Annotated in this window: 22 protein-coding genes and 1 pseudogene; 20 read left to right on the top strand and 3 right to left on the bottom strand. The window is 54.5% G+C overall.

The features are described from left to right. Nucleotides 1-166 precede the first annotated feature (166 nt). Complete coding sequence (gene mobQ / locus DW806_RS07085) at nucleotides 167-1,612, top strand: MobQ family relaxase (RefSeq protein ID WP_118729529.1); 1,446 nt, start codon at nucleotides 167-169, stop codon at nucleotides 1,610-1,612. A 107-nt stretch (nucleotides 1,613-1,719) separates the two neighbouring features. Here mobQ and DW806_RS07090 read toward each other — a convergent pair whose 3' ends face one another. Then, complete coding sequence (locus tag DW806_RS07090; protein WP_066085058.1) at nucleotides 1,720-2,010, bottom strand: type II toxin-antitoxin system YafQ family toxin; 291 nt, start codon at nucleotides 2,008-2,010, stop codon at nucleotides 1,720-1,722. Further along, nucleotides 2,007-2,285 carry a type II toxin-antitoxin system RelB/DinJ family antitoxin gene (locus DW806_RS07095; RefSeq protein WP_005924829.1) on the bottom strand — a complete coding sequence of 93 codons (279 nt, stop codon included), beginning with the start codon at nucleotides 2,283-2,285 and terminating at the stop codon, nucleotides 2,007-2,009. The genes DW806_RS07090 and DW806_RS07095 overlap by 4 nt, the downstream gene beginning before the upstream one ends. Before the next feature lie 126 nt (nucleotides 2,286-2,411). Here DW806_RS07095 and DW806_RS07100 point away from each other — a divergent pair, with 126 nt between their 5' ends. From DW806_RS07100 to DW806_RS07200, 19 genes and pseudogenes are all read left to right on the top strand, one after another. Continuing rightward, complete coding sequence (locus DW806_RS07100; RefSeq protein WP_118729530.1) at nucleotides 2,412-2,810, top strand: cysteine-rich VLP domain-containing protein; 399 nt, start codon at nucleotides 2,412-2,414, stop codon at nucleotides 2,808-2,810. Between the two features lie 113 nt (nucleotides 2,811-2,923). Beyond that, entirely contained in the window at nucleotides 2,924-3,658 is a 735-nt protein-coding gene (locus tag DW806_RS07105) for a phage replisome organizer N-terminal domain-containing protein (protein ID WP_118729531.1), read from the top strand. Continuing rightward, nucleotides 3,655-4,518, top strand: coding sequence for an ATP-binding protein (locus tag DW806_RS07110; RefSeq protein ID WP_118729532.1), 864 nt, complete (start codon nucleotides 3,655-3,657; stop codon nucleotides 4,516-4,518). Before DW806_RS07105 ends, DW806_RS07110 begins: the two co-directional genes overlap by 4 nt. Before the next feature lie 43 nt (nucleotides 4,519-4,561). Continuing rightward, nucleotides 4,562-4,756 carry a transposon-encoded TnpW family protein gene (locus DW806_RS07115; protein WP_118729533.1) on the top strand — a complete coding sequence of 65 codons (195 nt, stop codon included), beginning with the start codon at nucleotides 4,562-4,564 and terminating at the stop codon, nucleotides 4,754-4,756. Nucleotides 4,757-4,833: 77 nt separating this feature from the next. Further along, on the top strand, nucleotides 4,834-5,199 hold the full coding sequence (locus DW806_RS07120) for a hypothetical protein (RefSeq protein WP_097791876.1): 366 nt from the start codon (nucleotides 4,834-4,836) through the stop codon (nucleotides 5,197-5,199). Between the two features lie 84 nt (nucleotides 5,200-5,283). After that, a pseudogene (locus DW806_RS07125) lies at nucleotides 5,284-6,162 on the top strand (VirD4-like conjugal transfer protein, CD1115 family); the annotation flags it as partial. A gap of 89 nt (nucleotides 6,163-6,251) precedes the next feature. Then, nucleotides 6,252-6,467 carry a Maff2 family mobile element protein gene (locus DW806_RS07130; protein ID WP_016306504.1) on the top strand — a complete coding sequence of 72 codons (216 nt, stop codon included), beginning with the start codon at nucleotides 6,252-6,254 and terminating at the stop codon, nucleotides 6,465-6,467. 41 nt (nucleotides 6,468-6,508) lie between these two features. Beyond that, nucleotides 6,509-7,375, top strand: coding sequence for a VirB6/TrbL-like conjugal transfer protein, CD1112 family (locus DW806_RS07135; protein ID WP_118729534.1), 867 nt, complete (start codon nucleotides 6,509-6,511; stop codon nucleotides 7,373-7,375). Between the two features lie 43 nt (nucleotides 7,376-7,418). Beyond that, entirely contained in the window at nucleotides 7,419-7,841 is a 423-nt protein-coding gene (locus DW806_RS07140; RefSeq protein ID WP_117613993.1) for a SpoVG family protein, read from the top strand. A gap of 42 nt (nucleotides 7,842-7,883) precedes the next feature. Further along, a complete protein-coding gene (locus DW806_RS07145; protein ID WP_270843184.1) occupies nucleotides 7,884-8,504 on the top strand; it encodes a DUF7007 domain-containing protein in 621 nt (206 codons plus the stop codon). Between the two features lie 44 nt (nucleotides 8,505-8,548). Further along, nucleotides 8,549-8,935 (top strand): PrgI family protein, encoded by a 387-nt coding sequence (locus DW806_RS07150; protein ID WP_003500106.1) that lies wholly within the window; start codon nucleotides 8,549-8,551, stop codon nucleotides 8,933-8,935. Beyond that, nucleotides 8,853-11,282 (top strand): VirB4-like conjugal transfer ATPase, CD1110 family, encoded by a 2,430-nt coding sequence (locus DW806_RS07155; protein WP_442861146.1) that lies wholly within the window; start codon nucleotides 8,853-8,855, stop codon nucleotides 11,280-11,282. Before DW806_RS07150 ends, DW806_RS07155 begins: the two co-directional genes overlap by 83 nt. 279 nt (nucleotides 11,283-11,561) lie before the next feature. After that, nucleotides 11,562-13,229 carry a C40 family peptidase gene (locus tag DW806_RS07165; protein WP_118729536.1) on the top strand — a complete coding sequence of 556 codons (1,668 nt, stop codon included), beginning with the start codon at nucleotides 11,562-11,564 and terminating at the stop codon, nucleotides 13,227-13,229. Nucleotides 13,230-13,251: 22 nt separating this feature from the next. Continuing rightward, nucleotides 13,252-13,518, top strand: coding sequence for a DUF4315 family protein (locus DW806_RS07170; RefSeq protein ID WP_118729537.1), 267 nt, complete (start codon nucleotides 13,252-13,254; stop codon nucleotides 13,516-13,518). Beyond that, nucleotides 13,505-14,152, top strand: coding sequence for a DUF4366 domain-containing protein (locus DW806_RS07175; protein ID WP_074441076.1), 648 nt, complete (start codon nucleotides 13,505-13,507; stop codon nucleotides 14,150-14,152). The genes DW806_RS07170 and DW806_RS07175 overlap by 14 nt, the downstream gene beginning before the upstream one ends. Before the next feature lie 194 nt (nucleotides 14,153-14,346). Beyond that, nucleotides 14,347-14,748: a cysteine-rich VLP protein gene (locus DW806_RS07185; RefSeq protein WP_117506421.1), complete on the top strand. Its 402-nt coding sequence runs from the start codon at nucleotides 14,347-14,349 to the stop codon at nucleotides 14,746-14,748. A 99-nt stretch (nucleotides 14,749-14,847) separates the two neighbouring features. Then, on the top strand, nucleotides 14,848-15,471 hold the full coding sequence (locus tag DW806_RS07190) for a hypothetical protein (RefSeq protein ID WP_117506422.1): 624 nt from the start codon (nucleotides 14,848-14,850) through the stop codon (nucleotides 15,469-15,471). 12 nt (nucleotides 15,472-15,483) lie between these two features. After that, nucleotides 15,484-15,666 carry a DUF4316 domain-containing protein gene (locus tag DW806_RS07195; RefSeq protein WP_003500078.1) on the top strand — a complete coding sequence of 61 codons (183 nt, stop codon included), beginning with the start codon at nucleotides 15,484-15,486 and terminating at the stop codon, nucleotides 15,664-15,666. After that, the gene (locus tag DW806_RS07200; RefSeq protein WP_012741672.1) at nucleotides 15,666-16,007 is read left to right on the top strand and encodes a plasmid mobilization protein; all 342 of its coding nucleotides are present in this window, start codon (nucleotides 15,666-15,668) and stop codon (nucleotides 16,005-16,007) included. The genes DW806_RS07195 and DW806_RS07200 overlap by 1 nt, the downstream gene beginning before the upstream one ends. Before the next feature lie 47 nt (nucleotides 16,008-16,054). Here DW806_RS07200 and DW806_RS07205 read toward each other — a convergent pair whose 3' ends face one another. Further along, nucleotides 16,055-16,882, bottom strand: coding sequence for a hypothetical protein (locus DW806_RS07205; protein WP_015553877.1), 828 nt, complete (start codon nucleotides 16,880-16,882; stop codon nucleotides 16,055-16,057). Between the last annotated feature and the right edge of the window lie 121 nt (nucleotides 16,883-17,003).

The raw sequence follows: 17,003 nt of genomic DNA on the forward strand, positions 1-17,003 counted from the left end.
ACTTATACACCGTTGCCGGTGTCGTGCGCCCTGCCGGGGGCTGTTGCGCTCTCCGAGCGCGATGGGGCGCTACACTCCCCAAACCCCTTGTGCGCTCTGCGCAGCCAGACACCCGCTTTGCGTTTGTCCGGCTCCACAGAGCCTGTTATCCCCTCACTGAAAGGAGGTGTTCCCCATAGATTTCTGTCATATCCCCGTCAGTATTATCAAGCGCAGCGAGGGCCGTTCCGCTGTTGCCGCAGCCGCCTACCGCAGCGGAACCAAGCTGACGAATGAATGGGACGGCCTGACCCATGATTACACCCGGAAGGGCGGCATTGTCCATGCGGAAATCATGCTGCCCGCCCACGCCCCGCCAGAGTTTGCAGACCGCTCCACCCTCTGGAACAGTGTGGAGCAGATCGAGAAAGCCAGGGACAGCCAGCTTGCCCGCGAAATTGAGGCGGCGTTGCCCCGCGAACTATCCAGGGAACAGCAGCTTGCCCTTGTCCGGGCCTATGTGAAGGAGAATTTTGTGGACAAGGGGATGTGCGCCGATTTTGCCATCCACGACAAGGGAACCGGCAACCCCCATGTTCATATCATGCTGACCGTCCGGCCCCTGAAAGAAAATGGCGCATGGGACGCGAAGTGCCGCAAAGCATACGATCTGGACGAGAACGGACAGCGTATCCCGGATGGGAAAGGTGGCTGGAAAAATCATCGTGAGGATACAACCGATTGGAACGATAAAGGAAATGTGGAGATTTGGCGGGCAGCGTGGGCAGCCTACACCAACCGGGCGCTGGAATCTGCCGGTAGACCGGAGCGCATTGACCACCGCAGCTACAAGCGGCAGGGCATTGATAAAATCCCCTCTGTCCATCTGGGGCCAGCCGCCAGCCAAATGGAAAAGCGCGGCATCCGCACCGACAAGGGCGAAGTAAACCGGCAGATCGCCGCCGACAACAAGCTGCTGAAAGAAATCAAAGCCCGCATTACCCGTCTTTATCTCTGGTCGAAAGCCGAAGCGGAAAAACCACAAACACAGCAAAGCAGCTTGACCGCCTTGTGGGAGGCCCAGCAGCAGTTGAACGCTCCCCGCACCCGCACCGGCAAAATCCGGGCTTTACAGGAGAGCGCCGCCCTGTTCAGCTTTTTGCAGGCAAACGGCATCCAATCCATGCAGCAGCTCCATGAAAAAATCGCTGATATGAACAGCCGTTACTATGACCTGCGGGGAAAGATCGTCAAGGCCGAGCGCCGGATCGCCACTCTTACCGAGCGCGGGGAGATGTGGGAACAGTACAACCAGTACAAGTCCATCCACAAGCAGCTTGCCAAAGTAAAGCCGGAAAAACGGGAACAGTTTGAACAGCGCCACAGCCGGGAACTGATTCTGTATGACGCAGCGGCCCGGTATCTAAAAGAACTGAAAGACAGCGGCGAGGCAATCACCCCAAAGGCATGGCAGCTGGAAATTGACCAGCTGGCCGCTGGAAAGCAGACGGACACGCTTGCCATGAAAGCCATGCGGGAGGATTTGAAAGCAGTGGAACGGCTCCGCAAAACCGCCGAGCAGCTGTCCAGACAGGAACGGGACAGGTCTCACGACCGTGGGTCGGATCGGTAAAGGATACTGCATTTTGGCGTACCCCTGTCAAGTGCGTCGCATTTCACGACATACTTTTGCACACAGAAAAACCGCCGTACAGGTTTCCCCATACGGCGGCAGACTGTTTATTTGCCGAACAAGTCGCTGTGTGTGCCGGTGCGGGCCAGCGTCAGCACCAGAACATCATCTTCTATGCGGTAGACAAGCAGCCAGTCCGGGAGAATGTGACATTCCCGATGGCCTGCCCAATCGCCGGATAGGTCATGGTCACGGTTCTTATCCGGCAGCGGTTCGCCCATCGCCAGCAACGCTACGACCTGCTCCAGCACCTCGATCTTCAAGCCACGCTTGATGGCTCGTTTGTAGTCTTTTTTGAAACTGGTCGTGTATTTGACGGTATATTTGGTTTCTTTCATCTTTTCAGGTCAGCAAATAACTCGTCAAGGTCATTGTAGCCCTTTACAGACGGGTCTTTTGCAATCCTTTCCGCTTCCAGCATGGCAGCAACCGTTTCTTTGTTCGGCTGTTCTAGCCTTACTTCAAAGGGAATGCCGCCTTCACGAAGCGACTGGCGCACAAAGATGTTAAACGCCGTAGTCAGGTTCATGCCAAGTTCAGTAAACAGTGCGTCCGCCTGTGCTTTCAAATCTGCGTCCATGCGGATACTGATGTTTGTGGTATTTCCAGCCATACGATCAACCCCTTTCTGCTGGCAATTATAGTATATGCCATTTGCACGAAGAAAACAATACCTTGCACGAATATTTAATAATAAATTCATTTAAGGAGGTTACCGACTTTATGAAAGAAATCATTTATGAAGAACAATAAGTCTGAACCTATCCCCGTCATGGATTACCGCCAGTACCGCAGAGTGCGGAGGCTGGTGCATGAGTGCTGTAACTACATCGACGGAAACTGTATCGCCCTGGACGATGGGGAGGAATGTGTCTGTGTCCAGTCCATTTCCTACTCCCTGTTGTGCCGGTGGTTCCGGGCGGCGGTGCTGCCGCTGGACAGGGAACTGGAAACAGCCCTGTTCCACCGCCTGGACGCTAAACGGTGTGCTATCTGCGGGTCGCTGTTCACCCCCGGTTCCAACCGGGCCAAATACTGCCCGGAATGTGCGCCGAAAGTCCACCGGCGGCAAAAGGCCGAGTGCGAGCGCCGGAGAAGGGTACAGCGTGGACAATTAGAGGGCAAAAACCCCTTGTAAATCAAGGCTTTTTTCGAGGGTGTCGGCGGGGGCCTGATAGATTTATCCTCTGGCCCCCAAAACGGCCCTCTAAATGCGTACAGAAGCCCAAAACGAACCCCAAGGAGGAACCCATGTCAGACAATCGAAAATATTACTACCTGAAACTCAAAGAAAACTATTTTGACGATGACTCCATCGTGCTGCTGGAAAGTATGCAGGACGGTGTGCTGTACTCCAACATTCTACTCAAGCTGTATCTGAAATCGCTGAAACACGGCGGGAGGCTCCAGCTTGACGAGAATATCCCCTACACGGCGCAGATGATCGCCACCATAACCCGCCAGCAGATCGGCACTGTGGAGAGGGCCTTGCAAATCTTCCTGAAGCTGGGCCTTGTGGAAGTGCTGGACAGCGGCACCTTCTACATGAGCAATATCGAACTGCTGATCGGCCAGTCCTCCACCGAGGCCGAGCGAAAGCGGGCGGCGAGGCTCCAAAACAAGGCTCTTTCCACGCCCCGGACAAACGGCGGACATTTGTCCGACATTCGTCCACCAGAGATAGAGATAGAGTTAGAGAAAGAGATAGAGATAAAGAGAGAGATAGAGAAGGGACACCCCGTCCGCGCCTATGGCCGTTACCAGAATGTTTTCCTGACGGACGAGGAACTGGCAGACTTGCAGGCCAGCTTTCCCACCGTATGGGGCCAGTACATCGAAAAGCTGTCCGAGTACATGGCTTCTACCGGCAAGCGTTATCAGAGCCATGCAGCCACCATCCGGCGCTGGGCCGGTGAGGACGCGAAAAAGGCGGCCCCGCCCACCCGCAACCGTGATTACAGCGTAAAGGAGGATGAAACCGTATGATGGAGATTACCGCAGAAATCCGGGCGCTGATCGACAAGGCAGCCGCCGGTATGGAATTGGCCGGAGACGAGTACATAGACCCGGCAGACGGCCTCATTCACTGTAAGAAGTGCGGCGGCCAGAGGCAGACTGTTGTGCCATGCTTTGGGAAACCGGGCTACTTCATGCCCCGCTGTATCTGCCAGTGCCAGCGGGAGGCCGAGGAGCAGCGCAAGGCCGCCGAGGAACGGCAGCGCCGCATGGAGCGTATCAAGCGCCGGAAGGCCCAGGGCCTGCAAGACCGCTATCTGTACGACTACACCTTTGCCAACGACAACGGCCAAAATTCCCTGATGGACAAGGCCCGCGCCTATGTGGAGAACTGGAAGGAGGCTTACAAGAACAACACCGGCCTGCTGTTGTTCGGGGATGTGGGAACCGGCAAGTCCTTTTTCGCCGGTTGCATCGCCAACGCCCTGCTTGACCGGGATGTGCCGGTGCTGATGACGAACTTTCCCACCATCCTGAACCGCCTGACCGGGATGTTCTCTGAGGACAGGTCGGAGTTTATTGCCAGCTTTGACGAGTATGACCTGCTTATCATTGACGATCTGGGAGTAGAGCGCAGTACCGAATATGCTATGGAGCAGATGTTTTTCGTCATTGACAGCCGATACCGCAGCCGCAGGCCTATGATTATCACAACAAACTTGAAACTGTCCGAGCTGAAAAACCCGCCTGATCTGGCCCACGCCCGTATCTATGACCGTATTCTGGAACGGTGTGCGCCGATTCTTTTTGACGGGAAGAATTTCCGGGAAGAAAATGCCGGTGCTACCCGACAGACAGCAAAAGACATTGTAAGCAGTAAGCAAGACTGATTTTTTACCGGGCGGCACAGACCCGTTCGGAGAAAGGAGCGCCATGAACAAAGAACCCCGTACTATGCAGGTGGCAGCCGCCGCTACTGCGTCCAGAGCGCCGGAAAACACGGCGGCGATGATAAAGAAAATCGGCAAGACGACCTACAAGGTTCATGTCCATTTCAGCAATACCAGCACAGAAACCATGAGCGATAAAATCAAGCGTATGCTCAAAAATGAAATTCAGCAAATGTGACAGACTGATAAACGAAGCCGCCTTGTGCTAAACTGATGATGGTACGCACCAAAATTTTTGTCAAGGAGGACACGAAAATGCTTTACACAGAAAAAGAGAAACATGAAATTGAGCGAGTAAAGGAAGTCTTTGCGGAACATCTGCGGCAAAGCCCTGATTTTGAACTGCTCTGGTCGGACAAGGTAGGCTATGTCTGGCTGACGATTGGCGTCAATCCAGTCTATGTGGATACCGGTATCAGGATAGAATCTGCCGCCGATCTCTGTTACAGGTGTTTGGATGATGTTGCTATGGATGTTTTGTATATGACGGGCAACGATCATGCACTGGAAGCAGCCGACCCGCTGGAATTGGCCGAAATCAAGCGGCGTTGGGAGCCATATATCAACCAGCTGCCAGACTATGCGTATCTCTGCAAAGACCTGCTGAACGGAAAAATGTAATCTATCAAACGAGGTGTCAGGAGCCATACGGTGCTTCTGGCACCTTTTTTGTGAATTTGATGAAAAAGTCCTTGACTTTTCGTCTCTGGCAAGACAGCCAAAAGCATCTTGATTTCCTGCGGTGCAAGGCTGGCTCCCTTTGATATTCCCCAACTTCGGGAGATCATGTCTTATGACGAGCTGGAGCTGGATAAGCTGGGGGATGAAAAATCGGCGCTGTTCTTTCTTATCAGCGACACGGACACCACCTACAACTTTTTGGTTGCCCTCGCTTTTTCGCAGATGTTCAACCTTCTGTGTGAACGGGCTGACAACACCTATGGCGGGCGTCTGCCCTATCATGTGCGGGTGCTGTGGGACGAGGCTGCCAACACCGGGCAGGTGCCGGGGCTGGAAAAGATCGTGGCAGTCATCCGCTCACGGGAGATCAGCCTGACGCTCTTTTATCAGGCTATGAGCCAGTGCAAGGCGCTGTACAAAGACCATTCCGAAACCATCATGGGCAACATGGACAGTATCGTATTCCTCGGAGGCCGGGAGGCTTCCACCCTAAAGGATATTTCGGAAAACTGGCTGGGCAAGGCCACCATCTCTATGCAGACCGAGGGCCGAAGCCGGGGACAGTCTGAAAGTTACAGCCAGAATATGCAGCGACTTGGCCGGGAGCTGATGACCACCAGCGAGATCACCACCATGCCCGGGGATAAATGTATCTTGCAGCTTCGGGGGCTCCCGCCCTTCCTGTCCCCGAAGTATGACTTGAAAAAGCACCCGAATTACAAGTACACAGCCGAATTTGATAAAAAGAAAAACGCCTTCCGCTTGGAAAGCCTGTTCCGCCACCGACCATTGAGACTAAAGCCGGAGGACGAATACACGGTGTACGAAGTGGACGGCTCCGACACGGACGAAGAAGCTGACCTGTTGAATTTCGATGATCTGGACAGCGACGAGTTTGTGTAACTTCGGGCCATGATGACCCGAAGCGCCGCCGATATGGGCGGCTTTTTTTGTACCCAAAACCATCAAACAAACAAAATGGAGGAACGTATATGGAATTTTTCAATCAGGCAATCGACATTCTTAAAATTCTGGTCATGGCTCTTGGCGCCGGTCTGGCGGTGTGGGGCGTCATCAACCTTCTGGAAGGTTACGGGTCGGACAACCCTGCGGCAAAAAGCCAGGGCATTAAGCAGCTGATGGCGGGAGGCGGTGTCGTTCTGATCGGTCTTCAGCTTATCCCTCTGCTGTCCGGGCTGTTCAGCTAAATGTCACCCGTTGTCCCTTTTTCCAGAAAAGGAGCTGATGTATGGACTTTATCATCGACGCAATCGTTGAATGGCTGAAAGGTCTGCTCGTCGATGGTATCATGGGAAATCTGGATGGTCTTTTCGATAACGTCAATCAGAGCGTTGGCGAGATCGCCACACAGGTAGGCACGACCCCGGCGGACTGGAACGCCGGGGTCTTTTCCATGATACGACAGATCTCTGAAACTGCCATCCTGCCAATCGCCGGGGTCATCCTCACTTTTGTAATGACTTATGAGCTGATACAGATGCTCATAGAACGCAACAACCTCCATGAAGTTGACACATGGATGTTTTTTAAGTGGGTGTTCAAAACCTTTGTGGCTGTGATGATCCTGACGAACACCTTCAATATCGTGCTGGCGGTCTTTGATGTGAGCCAGCATGTGATACAGCAGTCAGCGGGCATTATCCAGAACGGGACAGAGATCACGCCGGATGTGCTGGACAGTTTGCGGACAGAGCTTGAGGCGATGGAGTTAGGTCCTCTGTTCGGACTCTGGCTACAATCCTTCCTAATCCAGCTTACCATGATTGCCTTAAACATCGTGATCTTCGTCATCGTATATGGCCGTATGATTGAAATTTATTTACTCACAAGTTTAGCTCCTATCCCGTTTGCCACAGTCCCCAACAGGGAAACCGGACACATGGGGCAGAACTATTTCCGCTCCCTCTTTGCGGTAGGCTTTCAAGGTCTATTGATCTTAGTCTGTGTCGCCATCTATGCGGTGCTGATCCAGAGTATCGCCACCGACGGCGACCCCATCGGGGCGATCTGGGGCTGTGTGGAATATACGGTGCTGCTGTGTTTTACCTTATTCAAAACAGGCAGTCTTGCAAAATCCATCTTCGGCTGCCATTAAGAGACTTCGGGCCATGCTGACCCGAAGCGGAAAGGAGAAATCCATGCAGGAAAAAACTGCGGGCGGAACACCAGCCGCCCCTATAAAGCTGGATGTAAGCGTGCGGGTCATCGAACCCGTGAAAAATCTCATGGGCTTTGCCAGCGTGAAATTCAATGACTGCTTTGTGGTGGAAAATCTGAAAATCGTACAGGGCAGCAAGGGCCTCTTTCTTGGGATGCCCAGCCAGCCGGACGGAAAAGGCGGCTACCGGGATATGGCCTACCCTGTCACAAAGGAGTTCCGGGAACAGCTCAATACCGCTGTTCTGCAAGCCTATGAGGCAAAGCTGGAACAGATGGCGGAGCGCGGCTCTGTGGGGCGTGCGTCCATCAGCGACCAGCTCAAAGCCGGGAAAGCGGCTGCCGAACAGGCAAAGGCAGAACGGCCTCCGAAGGAAAAGCCCAGCCGCAGCGCAGAGCGTTGACCTCGAGCCATGCTGGCCCGAAGCAGAAAGGAGGCGGGAACCATGCTACGCAAACGGACGGGCTATGACGCGGCCTGCTATTACGACGGAAAACTGCTGGGCCGCTGTACCAAAGCGGACAGCGACGCCTATACCCTGTTGATGAACGCCTGCGGCGGGGAGGCCGCCCGGGTCCTGCGGGAATATGCCTATTTTTCCCCGGAACTGAAAGCCATCTTAGAAAAGGCGGCGCTCATGCAGGCGGACCGGAGCCGGACGGGCGGAATGTTCCATGCGCCGAAAAGTTCCCCGTGGGGCGAGGTGCAGAGCTGTGAAACCCTCTGTCCGGGGGTGTTTCTGGTATCTACCGCCAGCCACGGCGGAACGATGGTGGCAAACGAGGTAGCCGCCGTCCTCTCCCCGGCGGCCAAAAAATGCGGCTTCAAGGACAAGGGCTATATCTGCTACGAGGAGGACGCGCAGGAAAGCGTAGTGCTCCGGGAGCTGCTGGACAAAAAGCTGTGGAAAATCCCTGACCGCATTAAGGACAAAGGACAGTTTGAAGAAAAACTCAATCAGTCCATCCGGCAGTATCACCCCGAATACTGGCGGGCAAGGCAGAGCGGACGAGAGGCCGCCGAAGCTGCCCGCAGCACAGCCCCGGCCAAAGAGGCCGCAAGATAACCTCGGGCCATGCTGGCCCGAAGCAATAAAGGAGGTGTACCAAAATGGCCTATGTGCCAGTACCAAAAGACCTTTCCAAAATCAAGACAAAGCTGGCCTTCAACCTAACGAAGCGCCAGCTTGTTTGTTTTTCCAGCGCAGCGGCGGTGGGCCTCCCGGCTTACCTGTTTTCCCGTGGCAGTATCGGGAACAGTGCCGCCATGTTCCTGATGATCGGCCTCATGCTCCCGTTCTTCTTTCTGGCTATGTATGAACGAGACGGTCTGCCGCTGGAAAAAGTGCTGAAAAACATCATCCGCACCCGGTTCCTCTATCCCCGTGTGCGGCCTTACAAAACCGAAAATTTCTATGCGCTGCTTAGCGCCAGAAAGGAGGCGCAGCCGATTGCGAAACAGCAGAAGGGCCGGAAAGCCCGCAGGCAAAAAGCCTGAAAAGCAGGGCCTTACCGGCCTGTTCACGAAAGGAAAGAACGTTCCCACCACCGCCCAGCAGACCCTCCCTTACCGGGAAATGTACCGGGACGGGGTGTGCCGGGTAGCGGACCGCTATTACACCAAAACCATTGAATACGAGGACATCAACTACCAGCTCGCACAGTCCGAAGATCAGGCAGCCATCTTTGACGGGTGGAGCGCCTGCCTCAACTACTTTGACAGCAGCCTTCCGTTCCAGCTTTCCTTCCTCAACCACCGGAGCCGCCCGGGCAGCCGGTACAGCGTGAACATCCCCATGCAGGACGATGATTACAACAGCGTCCGGTGTGAGTATGTGGAAATGCTGGAAAACCAGATCGCCAAAAGCAACAACGGCATTGTCCGCACAAAGCTCCTGACCTTCGGCGTGAATGTGGACGACCTTTCCACCGCCAGGGCAAGGCTGGAACGTGTAGAGGCGGACATTTGCGGGAACTTCAAAAAGCTGGGCGTCAAGTGCCGTTCCCTTTCGGGGCTGGAACGGCTGGAGCTTCTTCACGGGCAACTCCACCCCGGTAGCGGCTCCCCCTTCCGGTTTTCATGGGATATGATCCCCAAAACCGGGCTTTCCACCAAAGACTTTATCGCCCCGGACAGTTTCGATTTTCGTTTCAGCCGTCTGTTCCGGGTGGGGACGACCTGGGGCGCTGCCTCCTACTTGCAGATTTTGGCCTCAGAGCTCTCGGACAAGCTGCTGGCGGAGCTTTTGGAAATGGATGCGGAAATGACCATCACTCTCCATATCCAAACCGTCGATCAGGCCGCCGCCGTAAAATCTATCAAGGCCAAAGTCTCCGACATTGACAAGATGAAGGTGGAGGAACAAAAGAAGGCAGCCCGGTCAGGGTACGACATGGACATACTTCCACCCGATCTTGTAACGTACAGCAACGACGCAAAGACCCTTCTGGAAGATTTACAGAGCCGGAATGAAAGAATGTTCCTGCTGACCTTCCTTGTGGTAAACATGGCCCCGACCCGCCGGGAGCTGGACAATGACCTGTTCACGGTGTCCGGTATCGTCCAGAAATACAACTGCACCTTGAAGCGGCTGGACTTCCAGCAGGAGGACGGTTTTCTTTCCAGCCTTCCGCTGGGCCATAACGGCATTGAGATCAAGCGCGGCATGACGACCAGCTCCACGGCCATTTTCGTTCCCTTTATGACGCAGGAGCTCCGCATGGATGGCGAAGCCGTCTATTACGGGCTCAACGCACTTTCCCATAACGTCATCATGGCAAACCGGAAAAAGCTCAAAAACCCCAACGGCCTGTTCCTCGGCGTGCCGGGCTCCGGCAAATCCTTTGCCGCAAAGCGAGAGCTTGTGAACGTGTTCCTTGCCACCCGTGACCGGATCATTGTGGTGGACCCGATGGGCGAATACTCGCCCCTTATCAAGCGGCTGGGCGGACAGGTCATCGAGATCGCCCCGGACAGCCCCCACCACATCAACCCGATGGACATTGACCTGAGCTTTGACGAGGAAAACCCGATGGCGCTGAAAGCCGACTTTATCCTGTCGCTGATGGAGCTGATCGTCGGCGGCAAGGATGGCTTGCAGCCGGTGGAGCGGACCGTCATTGACCGCTGTGTACGCCAGATGTACCGGGAACACTTGCAAAACCCGGAAACAAGCAAAATGCCGACCCTCCAAACGCTATATGACCTGCTCTGTTCCCAGCCGGAGGGCGAGGCGGTGCGGCTGGCAACGGCCCTTGAAATTTATGTGTCGGGTTCCCTTAACGTGTTCAACCATGAAACCAATGTGGACTTAAACCGCCGTCTGGTATGCCTTGACTTAAAAAAGCTGGGGGCCGGGCTTCGGACGATTGCCATGCTCATTATGCAGGACTTGGTAAACTCGCAGGTGTCCATGAATTTCCTACGCGGTATCGCTACATGGTGCTACTTCGACGAATTTCATGTGCTGCTCCGTGACCGTCTGACGGCAAGCTATTGTGTGGCGATCTGGAAAATGCTGCGAAAAAAAGGGTGCGTTCCCAGTGCTTTAACGCAGAACGTGAAGGATTTTCTGGCAAGCCCGGAGATCGAGAACATCTTTGAAAACTCGGACTTCCTTGTGCTTCTCTCGCAGGCACAGGGGGACCGGCAGATTTTAGCCAAACAGCTTGGGATCAGCCCCCATCAGCTTTCCTATGTGACCCATACCAATTCCGGCGAAGGGCTGCTGTTCTTCGGAAACACCACCATCCCGTTTGTTGACCGCTTCCCGCAGAATACCGAGCTGTACGCCATTATGACCACCCGCCCGGAGGACAAAAAACAGGAAATGAACCGGGCGTAACACACTTCGGGCCATGATGGCCCGAGGTTTGGAAAGGAGGGATACATTATCGGAAAGAAACCGGACAAACGGAATTTTCAAAGGCCGGGGCCGACGGAGGATACCGGGGACAATCGCCCCGGACCGGCAGAACGGGAAGGACCTTCCCCCGCACCGTCCCGACGTCTGCGGTTTGAGGACGAGGATGCCGGGCAGGACAGTCCTTCGGGCCATGATGGCCCGAAGTCCAAAAGCGGCAAGTTTCAAGAGGACAGCCGCAAAAGCCGTCCCTCTGACCGCATGAGGCAGGAGGATGAAGCGAGCAGGCCGCAGGATACCGGCAGGGCACAGGAGCCGGAGGGCTCCGCCGAGAAGGCCGGGAGTAAAAAGGACAAGTACCAGAAGGCGCAGGCCAAAGCGGAGCGCGCCGGGGAAAAGCTGGGAAAGGCCCGGGAGAAGCTGGATAAGGTCGAGGCGAAACGGGCGGCGCAGAAGCCGCCGGGGCTTGCAAAAAAGGCAGTCCGGGGAGCCCGTACAGAAGCGTGGTTCTATGTCCACAACAAGATACACGAGGTTGAGCATGAAAATGTGGGCGTGGAAGGAGCGCATAAATCCGAGCTGGCCGCAGAGGCCGGAGCCCGGAAACTGACCCGCTATGCCAAACGCCGCTGGCGGGAACACCCAGCCCGGAAGGTGGCAAAGTGGGAACGGAAGGACATAAAAGCCCGGGCCAATGTGGATTTTCAAAAGATGGCCTCCGAGCACCCGGAACTTGCCAGCAATCCGTTTTCCCGTGTGCAGCAGAAATGGAAACTGAAACGCCGGTATTCCAAAGAAGCAAAGGCGGCTGCAAAACAGGGCGCAAAGGCCGCAAAGAAAACCGCTGCCGCTTCGGGAACTGCGACCCGTCGGGCGGCGCAGTTTGTGACCCGTCATCCCGTGGCGGTGCTGGTCCTGCTCCTGCTGTTACTGCTCTGTTTTCTTGTGTCGGCGGTAAGCTCTATCTTTCCCACGCTTGGCAGCGGCCTTGCCAATGCGTTATCCGGCACCTCCTACGCCTCGGAGGATACGGACCTGCTGGGGGTGGACGAGGACTACACGGCGCTGGAAAACGAGCTGGCGCAGACGGTAGCGAACATTGAAAGCACCCATCCCGGCTATGACGAGTACCGCTATTCCGTGGACGAGATCGGCCATAACCCCTATGAGCTGGCGTCCTATCTCTCGGCAAAGTACCATGTGTATTTCCGTGAACAGGTGCAGGACGAGCTGCGGGAGATTTTCGAGGCACAGTATGAACTGACCTTGACGGAGGAAGTCGAGATACGCTACCGCACCGAAACCAGCACTGACCCGGAGACCGGGGAAACCACCACCGAGGAAGTCCCCTATGAGTATTACATTCTCAATGTGACCCTCACAAACAAGACGCTGCCTGCCGTGATCCTGCCGAGGCTTAACGAACAGCAGCGGGAAATCTACACCGTTATGCAGCAGCTCAAAGGCAACAAACCCTATCTGTGGGAAGGGATTTACAACGGTGGCGAAGATACCGGCCCCAGCTATGAGATACCCGGCGAGGCGCTGGATGACCCGGCTTTTGCGGCGCTCATGGAAGAAGCCACAAAGTACATCGGCTGGCCCTATGTGTGGGGCGGCTCCAGCCCGTCCACCTCCTTTGACTGTTCGGGCTTTGTCTGCTGGGTGTACACGGCCAGCGGCGTCCACAACCTGCCCCGTACCACGGCGCAGGGCATTTACAACCAGTGTGCTATCATTTCCCCCTCCGAGGCAAAGCCCGGCGATATTATCTTTTTCACGGGAACCTATGATAGCCCCGGCCCTGTGTCCCATGTGAGGATTTATGTGGGCGACGGGATGATGCTTCATTGTGGTTCGCCCATCCAATACGCAAACATCAATTCAAGCTACTGGCAGACACATTTCTATGCCTTCGGGCGTTTGTGAGCCAGAGGAAAGGAGTCCTTGCATGAACAAGATCGACAAGCTCGATAAGGAACTGGAAAAAGCCCGGGAGAAGGCTGCCGAGTGGCAGGCCAAAATCCGGGAGCTGGAAAAGCAGAAACAGGAGGAAGAAAACAGCCAGATCGTGCAGGCGGTGCGCTCCCTCAAACTGACGCCCACCCAGCTTATGGCTTTTTTGAATGACCCCCAAAACAGCCTTACAGCTTCGGGTCATACTGACCCGAAGCCGGAGGCGCCCGAAAAGGAGGACACAGCCCATGAAGAAAATTAAATACCGCAGGCTGGCGGCGATGGCTGCCAGCCTTTTGTGTTGCCTGATCTTTACAGTCCCGGCTTATGCACAGAGCAGCGAGCCGCAGCCGGAGACAGCTCCCTCCCCGGCAGAAACCGAAGCGGAGCCGGAAACCCAGAACCCCTTTACCCCGGACGGGACGGGAACCGTGGTGGACAACGCCACCGACGAGGATGGAAAGGAGTTCTACACCATCACCACCGCAGACGAGAGCGTGTTTTATCTGGTGATCGACAAACAGAAAACCAGCGAGAACGTCTATTTCCTCAATACTGTTACCACAGACGACCTTCTGCCTCTTGCCGAACAGGGTAAGGAACCGCCCAAAGAAGTGACCCCGGAGCCAGAGCCAAAGCCCACTGAACCGGTGGAGGAAGTACCGGAACCCGAGCCGGAGAAAAAGGACAGCCCCCTTCTCTCTCTGCTCCTGATCGGTACGGTGGTGCTGGCCGGCGGTGGAATTGGTTACTATTTCAAGATTTACAAGCCGAAGCATGAGGCCCCGGATTTAGAGGATGATTACTGCGAATATGAGGACGGGGAGCTGGAGGAGATCGCAGAGGAACCCGAGGACGAAGATACCCCGCCGTGGGAGGAAGATACGGAGGAATGAGAATGAATTTTACAAGCAGCCCTTTTGAACGAATGATGAAGGAAGTACCGCACCCCGGCTGGGACAATGACGACCCTTGTAAGGGATGCCGTTACTACAAGGAGTGCAAAGGAAAGAAAAAACAGTGCCGGAAGAAGTTCCGGGCGCTGATCGTGGAGCCCCGCCCTTCGGGCCATCGTGGCCCGAAGTCTTAAATGGACGCCCGGGAGCTGACCCGTGACGAGAAGAAGAAAATCCGTTCTCTTGTCACGGGGATGTGTGCCAACTATGACCGGGAAAGCGGCCTGTGCCTTCCTCTTGACTGTGCCTGCTATATGCTGCACAAGTGCTGGACAGGGGCGTACTGCCGTTATTTCCGTGAGGCTGTCCTGCCTCTTAACCCGGAGCTTCAAGCGTCGTTGACAACGGAAGGCATCTCCCCGGAGCTGCGAGCCTGTGCGGTCTGCGGAAAGGCGTTTTTGCCCGAGGGGCGTCAAGCCTACTGTTCCGACGCCTGCAAGGCCGAAGGGAACCGCCGAAAAAGCCGGGAACGCATGAGGAAAATGCGGGAGAAAAGGCCGGGCGGCTGTTACGATTTGCCGCTTCCAAAGGCTTGACATTCCGGGCTTTTTGGAGGGTGTTTCCGGGGTGGGAATATCTTATTACATTCCTCCCCGGTCTGCCCTCTTATTTCGTAACATCCAGCACTTCGGGTCATGTTGGCCCGAGGCACAGAAAGGAGGGATCTCTTGGAGACAGTACAAGGATATGTGATTTTGAAAGCTGCCACCTTTGAAACCGGACACGGCTTTGCGCTGGGGCATAATCCGGGAGCGCCGAGCCCCTTTGTGACCTGGCAGTTTACCAAGGGAGAAAACGGCCATCGGGATTACTACTGGGGCCGCTATGGAACCAGTCAAGCGTGGGCGCAGAGGGACTTTGACCGCCGGGTGGACGACTATCAGCAGCTTTACCATGCGGCGGTCAAGCATACCGAGCTGGGACCGGAGGGCGTTTACCGCTATTATTCCACCCAGCGGCCCGTGGACATAGGCACCTACCCGAAGCCGCCGGATAACCAGCCTCTTTCCATCGTCAACTACGATGACGACAGGCGGCGTCCTGTGGCAGACGGCAGGCTGATGGCATGGGGCGAACTGACCTACGCAAAGCCGCTGACCGAAAAGCAGATGGAGGATTATGAACTGAAACCAGCACCGGGCAATCCTGACCGGGTGCGCCCATCCATTACCGCCCGGCTCAAAGAAGGAACCAGAGGGCAGGAACCCCCGAAGGAGCCCGGCCAGAAGCGGAGCCATAAAAACCATGAGGAACGATAAAGGAGGATCGCCATGCACGAAAAAGACAACTATCTGAAAACCGCCGAGCTCTCCACGGAGCAGAACTGCAACATGATCGACGGCGTACCCAACAACACGCCTATCCCACCCACGCCCCCGGAGTTGGACGCAAAACCGCTTGATAAGGTAAAGGAGCCCAAAGAGCGCCGGAAAGGCCGGGAGTTGGAACGCTGATGGAGAACCGCAAGCGGAATGTCCATCTGCACGTTATGGTAACGCCGGACGAGCTGGCAGCCATCCATGAACGGATGGCTGAGGCGGGCATTTCCAACGCCGGGGCTTATGTGCGGAAAATGGCTCTGAATGGATATATCCTGCACATCGACCTTGCACCTGTAAAAGAGTTGATCTCTCTGCAACGGCGCTGTTCTAACAATCTCAATCAGGTTGCCATACACGCACATACCTATGGCGTGTACCCGGAGGAAATCGACGGATTGAAGCGGGACTATGAAAAACTGTGGGGCGAGGTGTCAAAGGTGCTGCGGGAGCTTTCCGAGCTGGTGGCAAAGTAAGACGAGGGCGGCAGGTTCCGATGTTGGGACCTGCCGCCTTGTTCTTTTTACCATCTATATCTATGTTTCCGAAAATGTAATTCCCGAAGTCCAGCCTCTTTACAAATAGACGATAGAATTTTTAGTATTTCTTCTCGTGTAGAATTAAGCCATTCAGCAAGCTCACGATCATAGAAACAATAAGCGACATCTTCGCCTGTGCCATATGTCGAATAGGCTTTTTCCTTTTTGGCTATTTTCAATCGTCTGCGAATTGCTGTTAGCATATCAGTGATAGTATAGAGTTTTTCTCTCCATAAAGAGTTTTGGACAGAAGATTTTCCATCAGCCTGTTTTAATATGGAGCCATCACGAGTTCTTAGTACCCCTGTATTCAAGGCAATTAGCGTATCTTCAATCGCTTTATCAAAATCCTCCATTCGACCTTCTTGATAAATGTCATCTTGAAAGGCTGGACGATCAAAGCACTCCAAATAAAATTGGACAAGCTCTTTATCTTTTTCAAAGGCAGGTGTGGAAGAAGTAGTTTCGACTTCCAAAATTGCTGTCTGTTCTGCAAGCTGCTTCCAACTTTGTAGCAGTTCTTTAGGATAACGAGTAATATCCGTATCAATCAATTTAGAACAAGACTGGCATAACCAAATTCCATTTTCAAACGACTTTCTTTCTTCGGGTGTCATAGAAGCGTCATAGCGTGGACCGCCTTGAGCCGCTGCACAGATATGAGCTGCTACCCCTATATTTGTAATTTTTTCAGGATTGGTATTTGCCCCACAAGTCAACTTTCGGCAAGCAGGATTACTACATCTTCTACCAACCCGATTTGCCAGTAATTCCTTTGTTGCTGAAGTAAAGTCGTCTCTGCTGTTCCCCATGTTCATCACCTCGTCTAACCAAAATATTGATTTCATTATATCATAACTTTTTAGATAAAACCATCAAGCTTCGGGCCAGCATGACCCGAAGTTTTAGGACAGGATTTACTAATCTTTCGCA

Origin of the sequence: Butyricicoccus sp. AM32-19 (assembly GCF_003480365.1) — a bacterium.
GTDB lineage: Bacteria > Bacillota > Clostridia > Oscillospirales > Butyricicoccaceae > Agathobaculum > Agathobaculum butyriciproducens.

What these genes read in the sequence shown, in the direction of transcription:
- DW806_RS07090 (WP_066085058.1), bottom strand. Translation starts at nt 2,010, where the DNA reads ATGAAAGAAACCAAATATACCGTCAAATACACGACCAGTTTCAAAAAA.
- DW806_RS07095 (WP_005924829.1), bottom strand. Translation starts at nt 2,285, where the DNA reads ATGGCTGGAAATACCACAAACATCAGTATCCGCATGGACGCAGATTTG.
- DW806_RS07100 (WP_118729530.1), top strand. Translation starts at nt 2,412, where the DNA reads ATGAAGAACAATAAGTCTGAACCTATCCCCGTCATGGATTACCGCCAG.
- DW806_RS07105 (WP_118729531.1), top strand. Translation starts at nt 2,924, where the DNA reads ATGTCAGACAATCGAAAATATTACTACCTGAAACTCAAAGAAAACTAT.
- DW806_RS07110 (WP_118729532.1), top strand. Translation starts at nt 3,655, where the DNA reads ATGATGGAGATTACCGCAGAAATCCGGGCGCTGATCGACAAGGCAGCC.
- DW806_RS07115 (WP_118729533.1), top strand. Translation starts at nt 4,562, where the DNA reads ATGAACAAAGAACCCCGTACTATGCAGGTGGCAGCCGCCGCTACTGCG.
- DW806_RS07120 (WP_097791876.1), top strand. Translation starts at nt 4,834, where the DNA reads ATGCTTTACACAGAAAAAGAGAAACATGAAATTGAGCGAGTAAAGGAA.
- DW806_RS07130 (WP_016306504.1), top strand. Translation starts at nt 6,252, where the DNA reads ATGGAATTTTTCAATCAGGCAATCGACATTCTTAAAATTCTGGTCATG.
- DW806_RS07135 (WP_118729534.1), top strand. Translation starts at nt 6,509, where the DNA reads ATGGACTTTATCATCGACGCAATCGTTGAATGGCTGAAAGGTCTGCTC.
- DW806_RS07140 (WP_117613993.1), top strand. Translation starts at nt 7,419, where the DNA reads ATGCAGGAAAAAACTGCGGGCGGAACACCAGCCGCCCCTATAAAGCTG.
- DW806_RS07145 (WP_270843184.1), top strand. Translation starts at nt 7,884, where the DNA reads ATGCTACGCAAACGGACGGGCTATGACGCGGCCTGCTATTACGACGGA.
- DW806_RS07150 (WP_003500106.1), top strand. Translation starts at nt 8,549, where the DNA reads ATGGCCTATGTGCCAGTACCAAAAGACCTTTCCAAAATCAAGACAAAG.
- DW806_RS07155 (WP_442861146.1), top strand. Translation starts at nt 8,853, where the DNA reads ATGCGCTGCTTAGCGCCAGAAAGGAGGCGCAGCCGATTGCGAAACAGC.
- DW806_RS07165 (WP_118729536.1), top strand. Translation starts at nt 11,562, where the DNA reads ATGAGGCAGGAGGATGAAGCGAGCAGGCCGCAGGATACCGGCAGGGCA.
- DW806_RS07170 (WP_118729537.1), top strand. Translation starts at nt 13,252, where the DNA reads ATGAACAAGATCGACAAGCTCGATAAGGAACTGGAAAAAGCCCGGGAG.
- DW806_RS07175 (WP_074441076.1), top strand. Translation starts at nt 13,505, where the DNA reads ATGAAGAAAATTAAATACCGCAGGCTGGCGGCGATGGCTGCCAGCCTT.
- DW806_RS07185 (WP_117506421.1), top strand. Translation starts at nt 14,347, where the DNA reads ATGGACGCCCGGGAGCTGACCCGTGACGAGAAGAAGAAAATCCGTTCT.
- DW806_RS07190 (WP_117506422.1), top strand. Translation starts at nt 14,848, where the DNA reads ATGTTGGCCCGAGGCACAGAAAGGAGGGATCTCTTGGAGACAGTACAA.
- DW806_RS07195 (WP_003500078.1), top strand. Translation starts at nt 15,484, where the DNA reads ATGCACGAAAAAGACAACTATCTGAAAACCGCCGAGCTCTCCACGGAG.
- DW806_RS07200 (WP_012741672.1), top strand. Translation starts at nt 15,666, where the DNA reads ATGGAGAACCGCAAGCGGAATGTCCATCTGCACGTTATGGTAACGCCG.
- DW806_RS07205 (WP_015553877.1), bottom strand. Translation starts at nt 16,882, where the DNA reads ATGGGGAACAGCAGAGACGACTTTACTTCAGCAACAAAGGAATTACTG.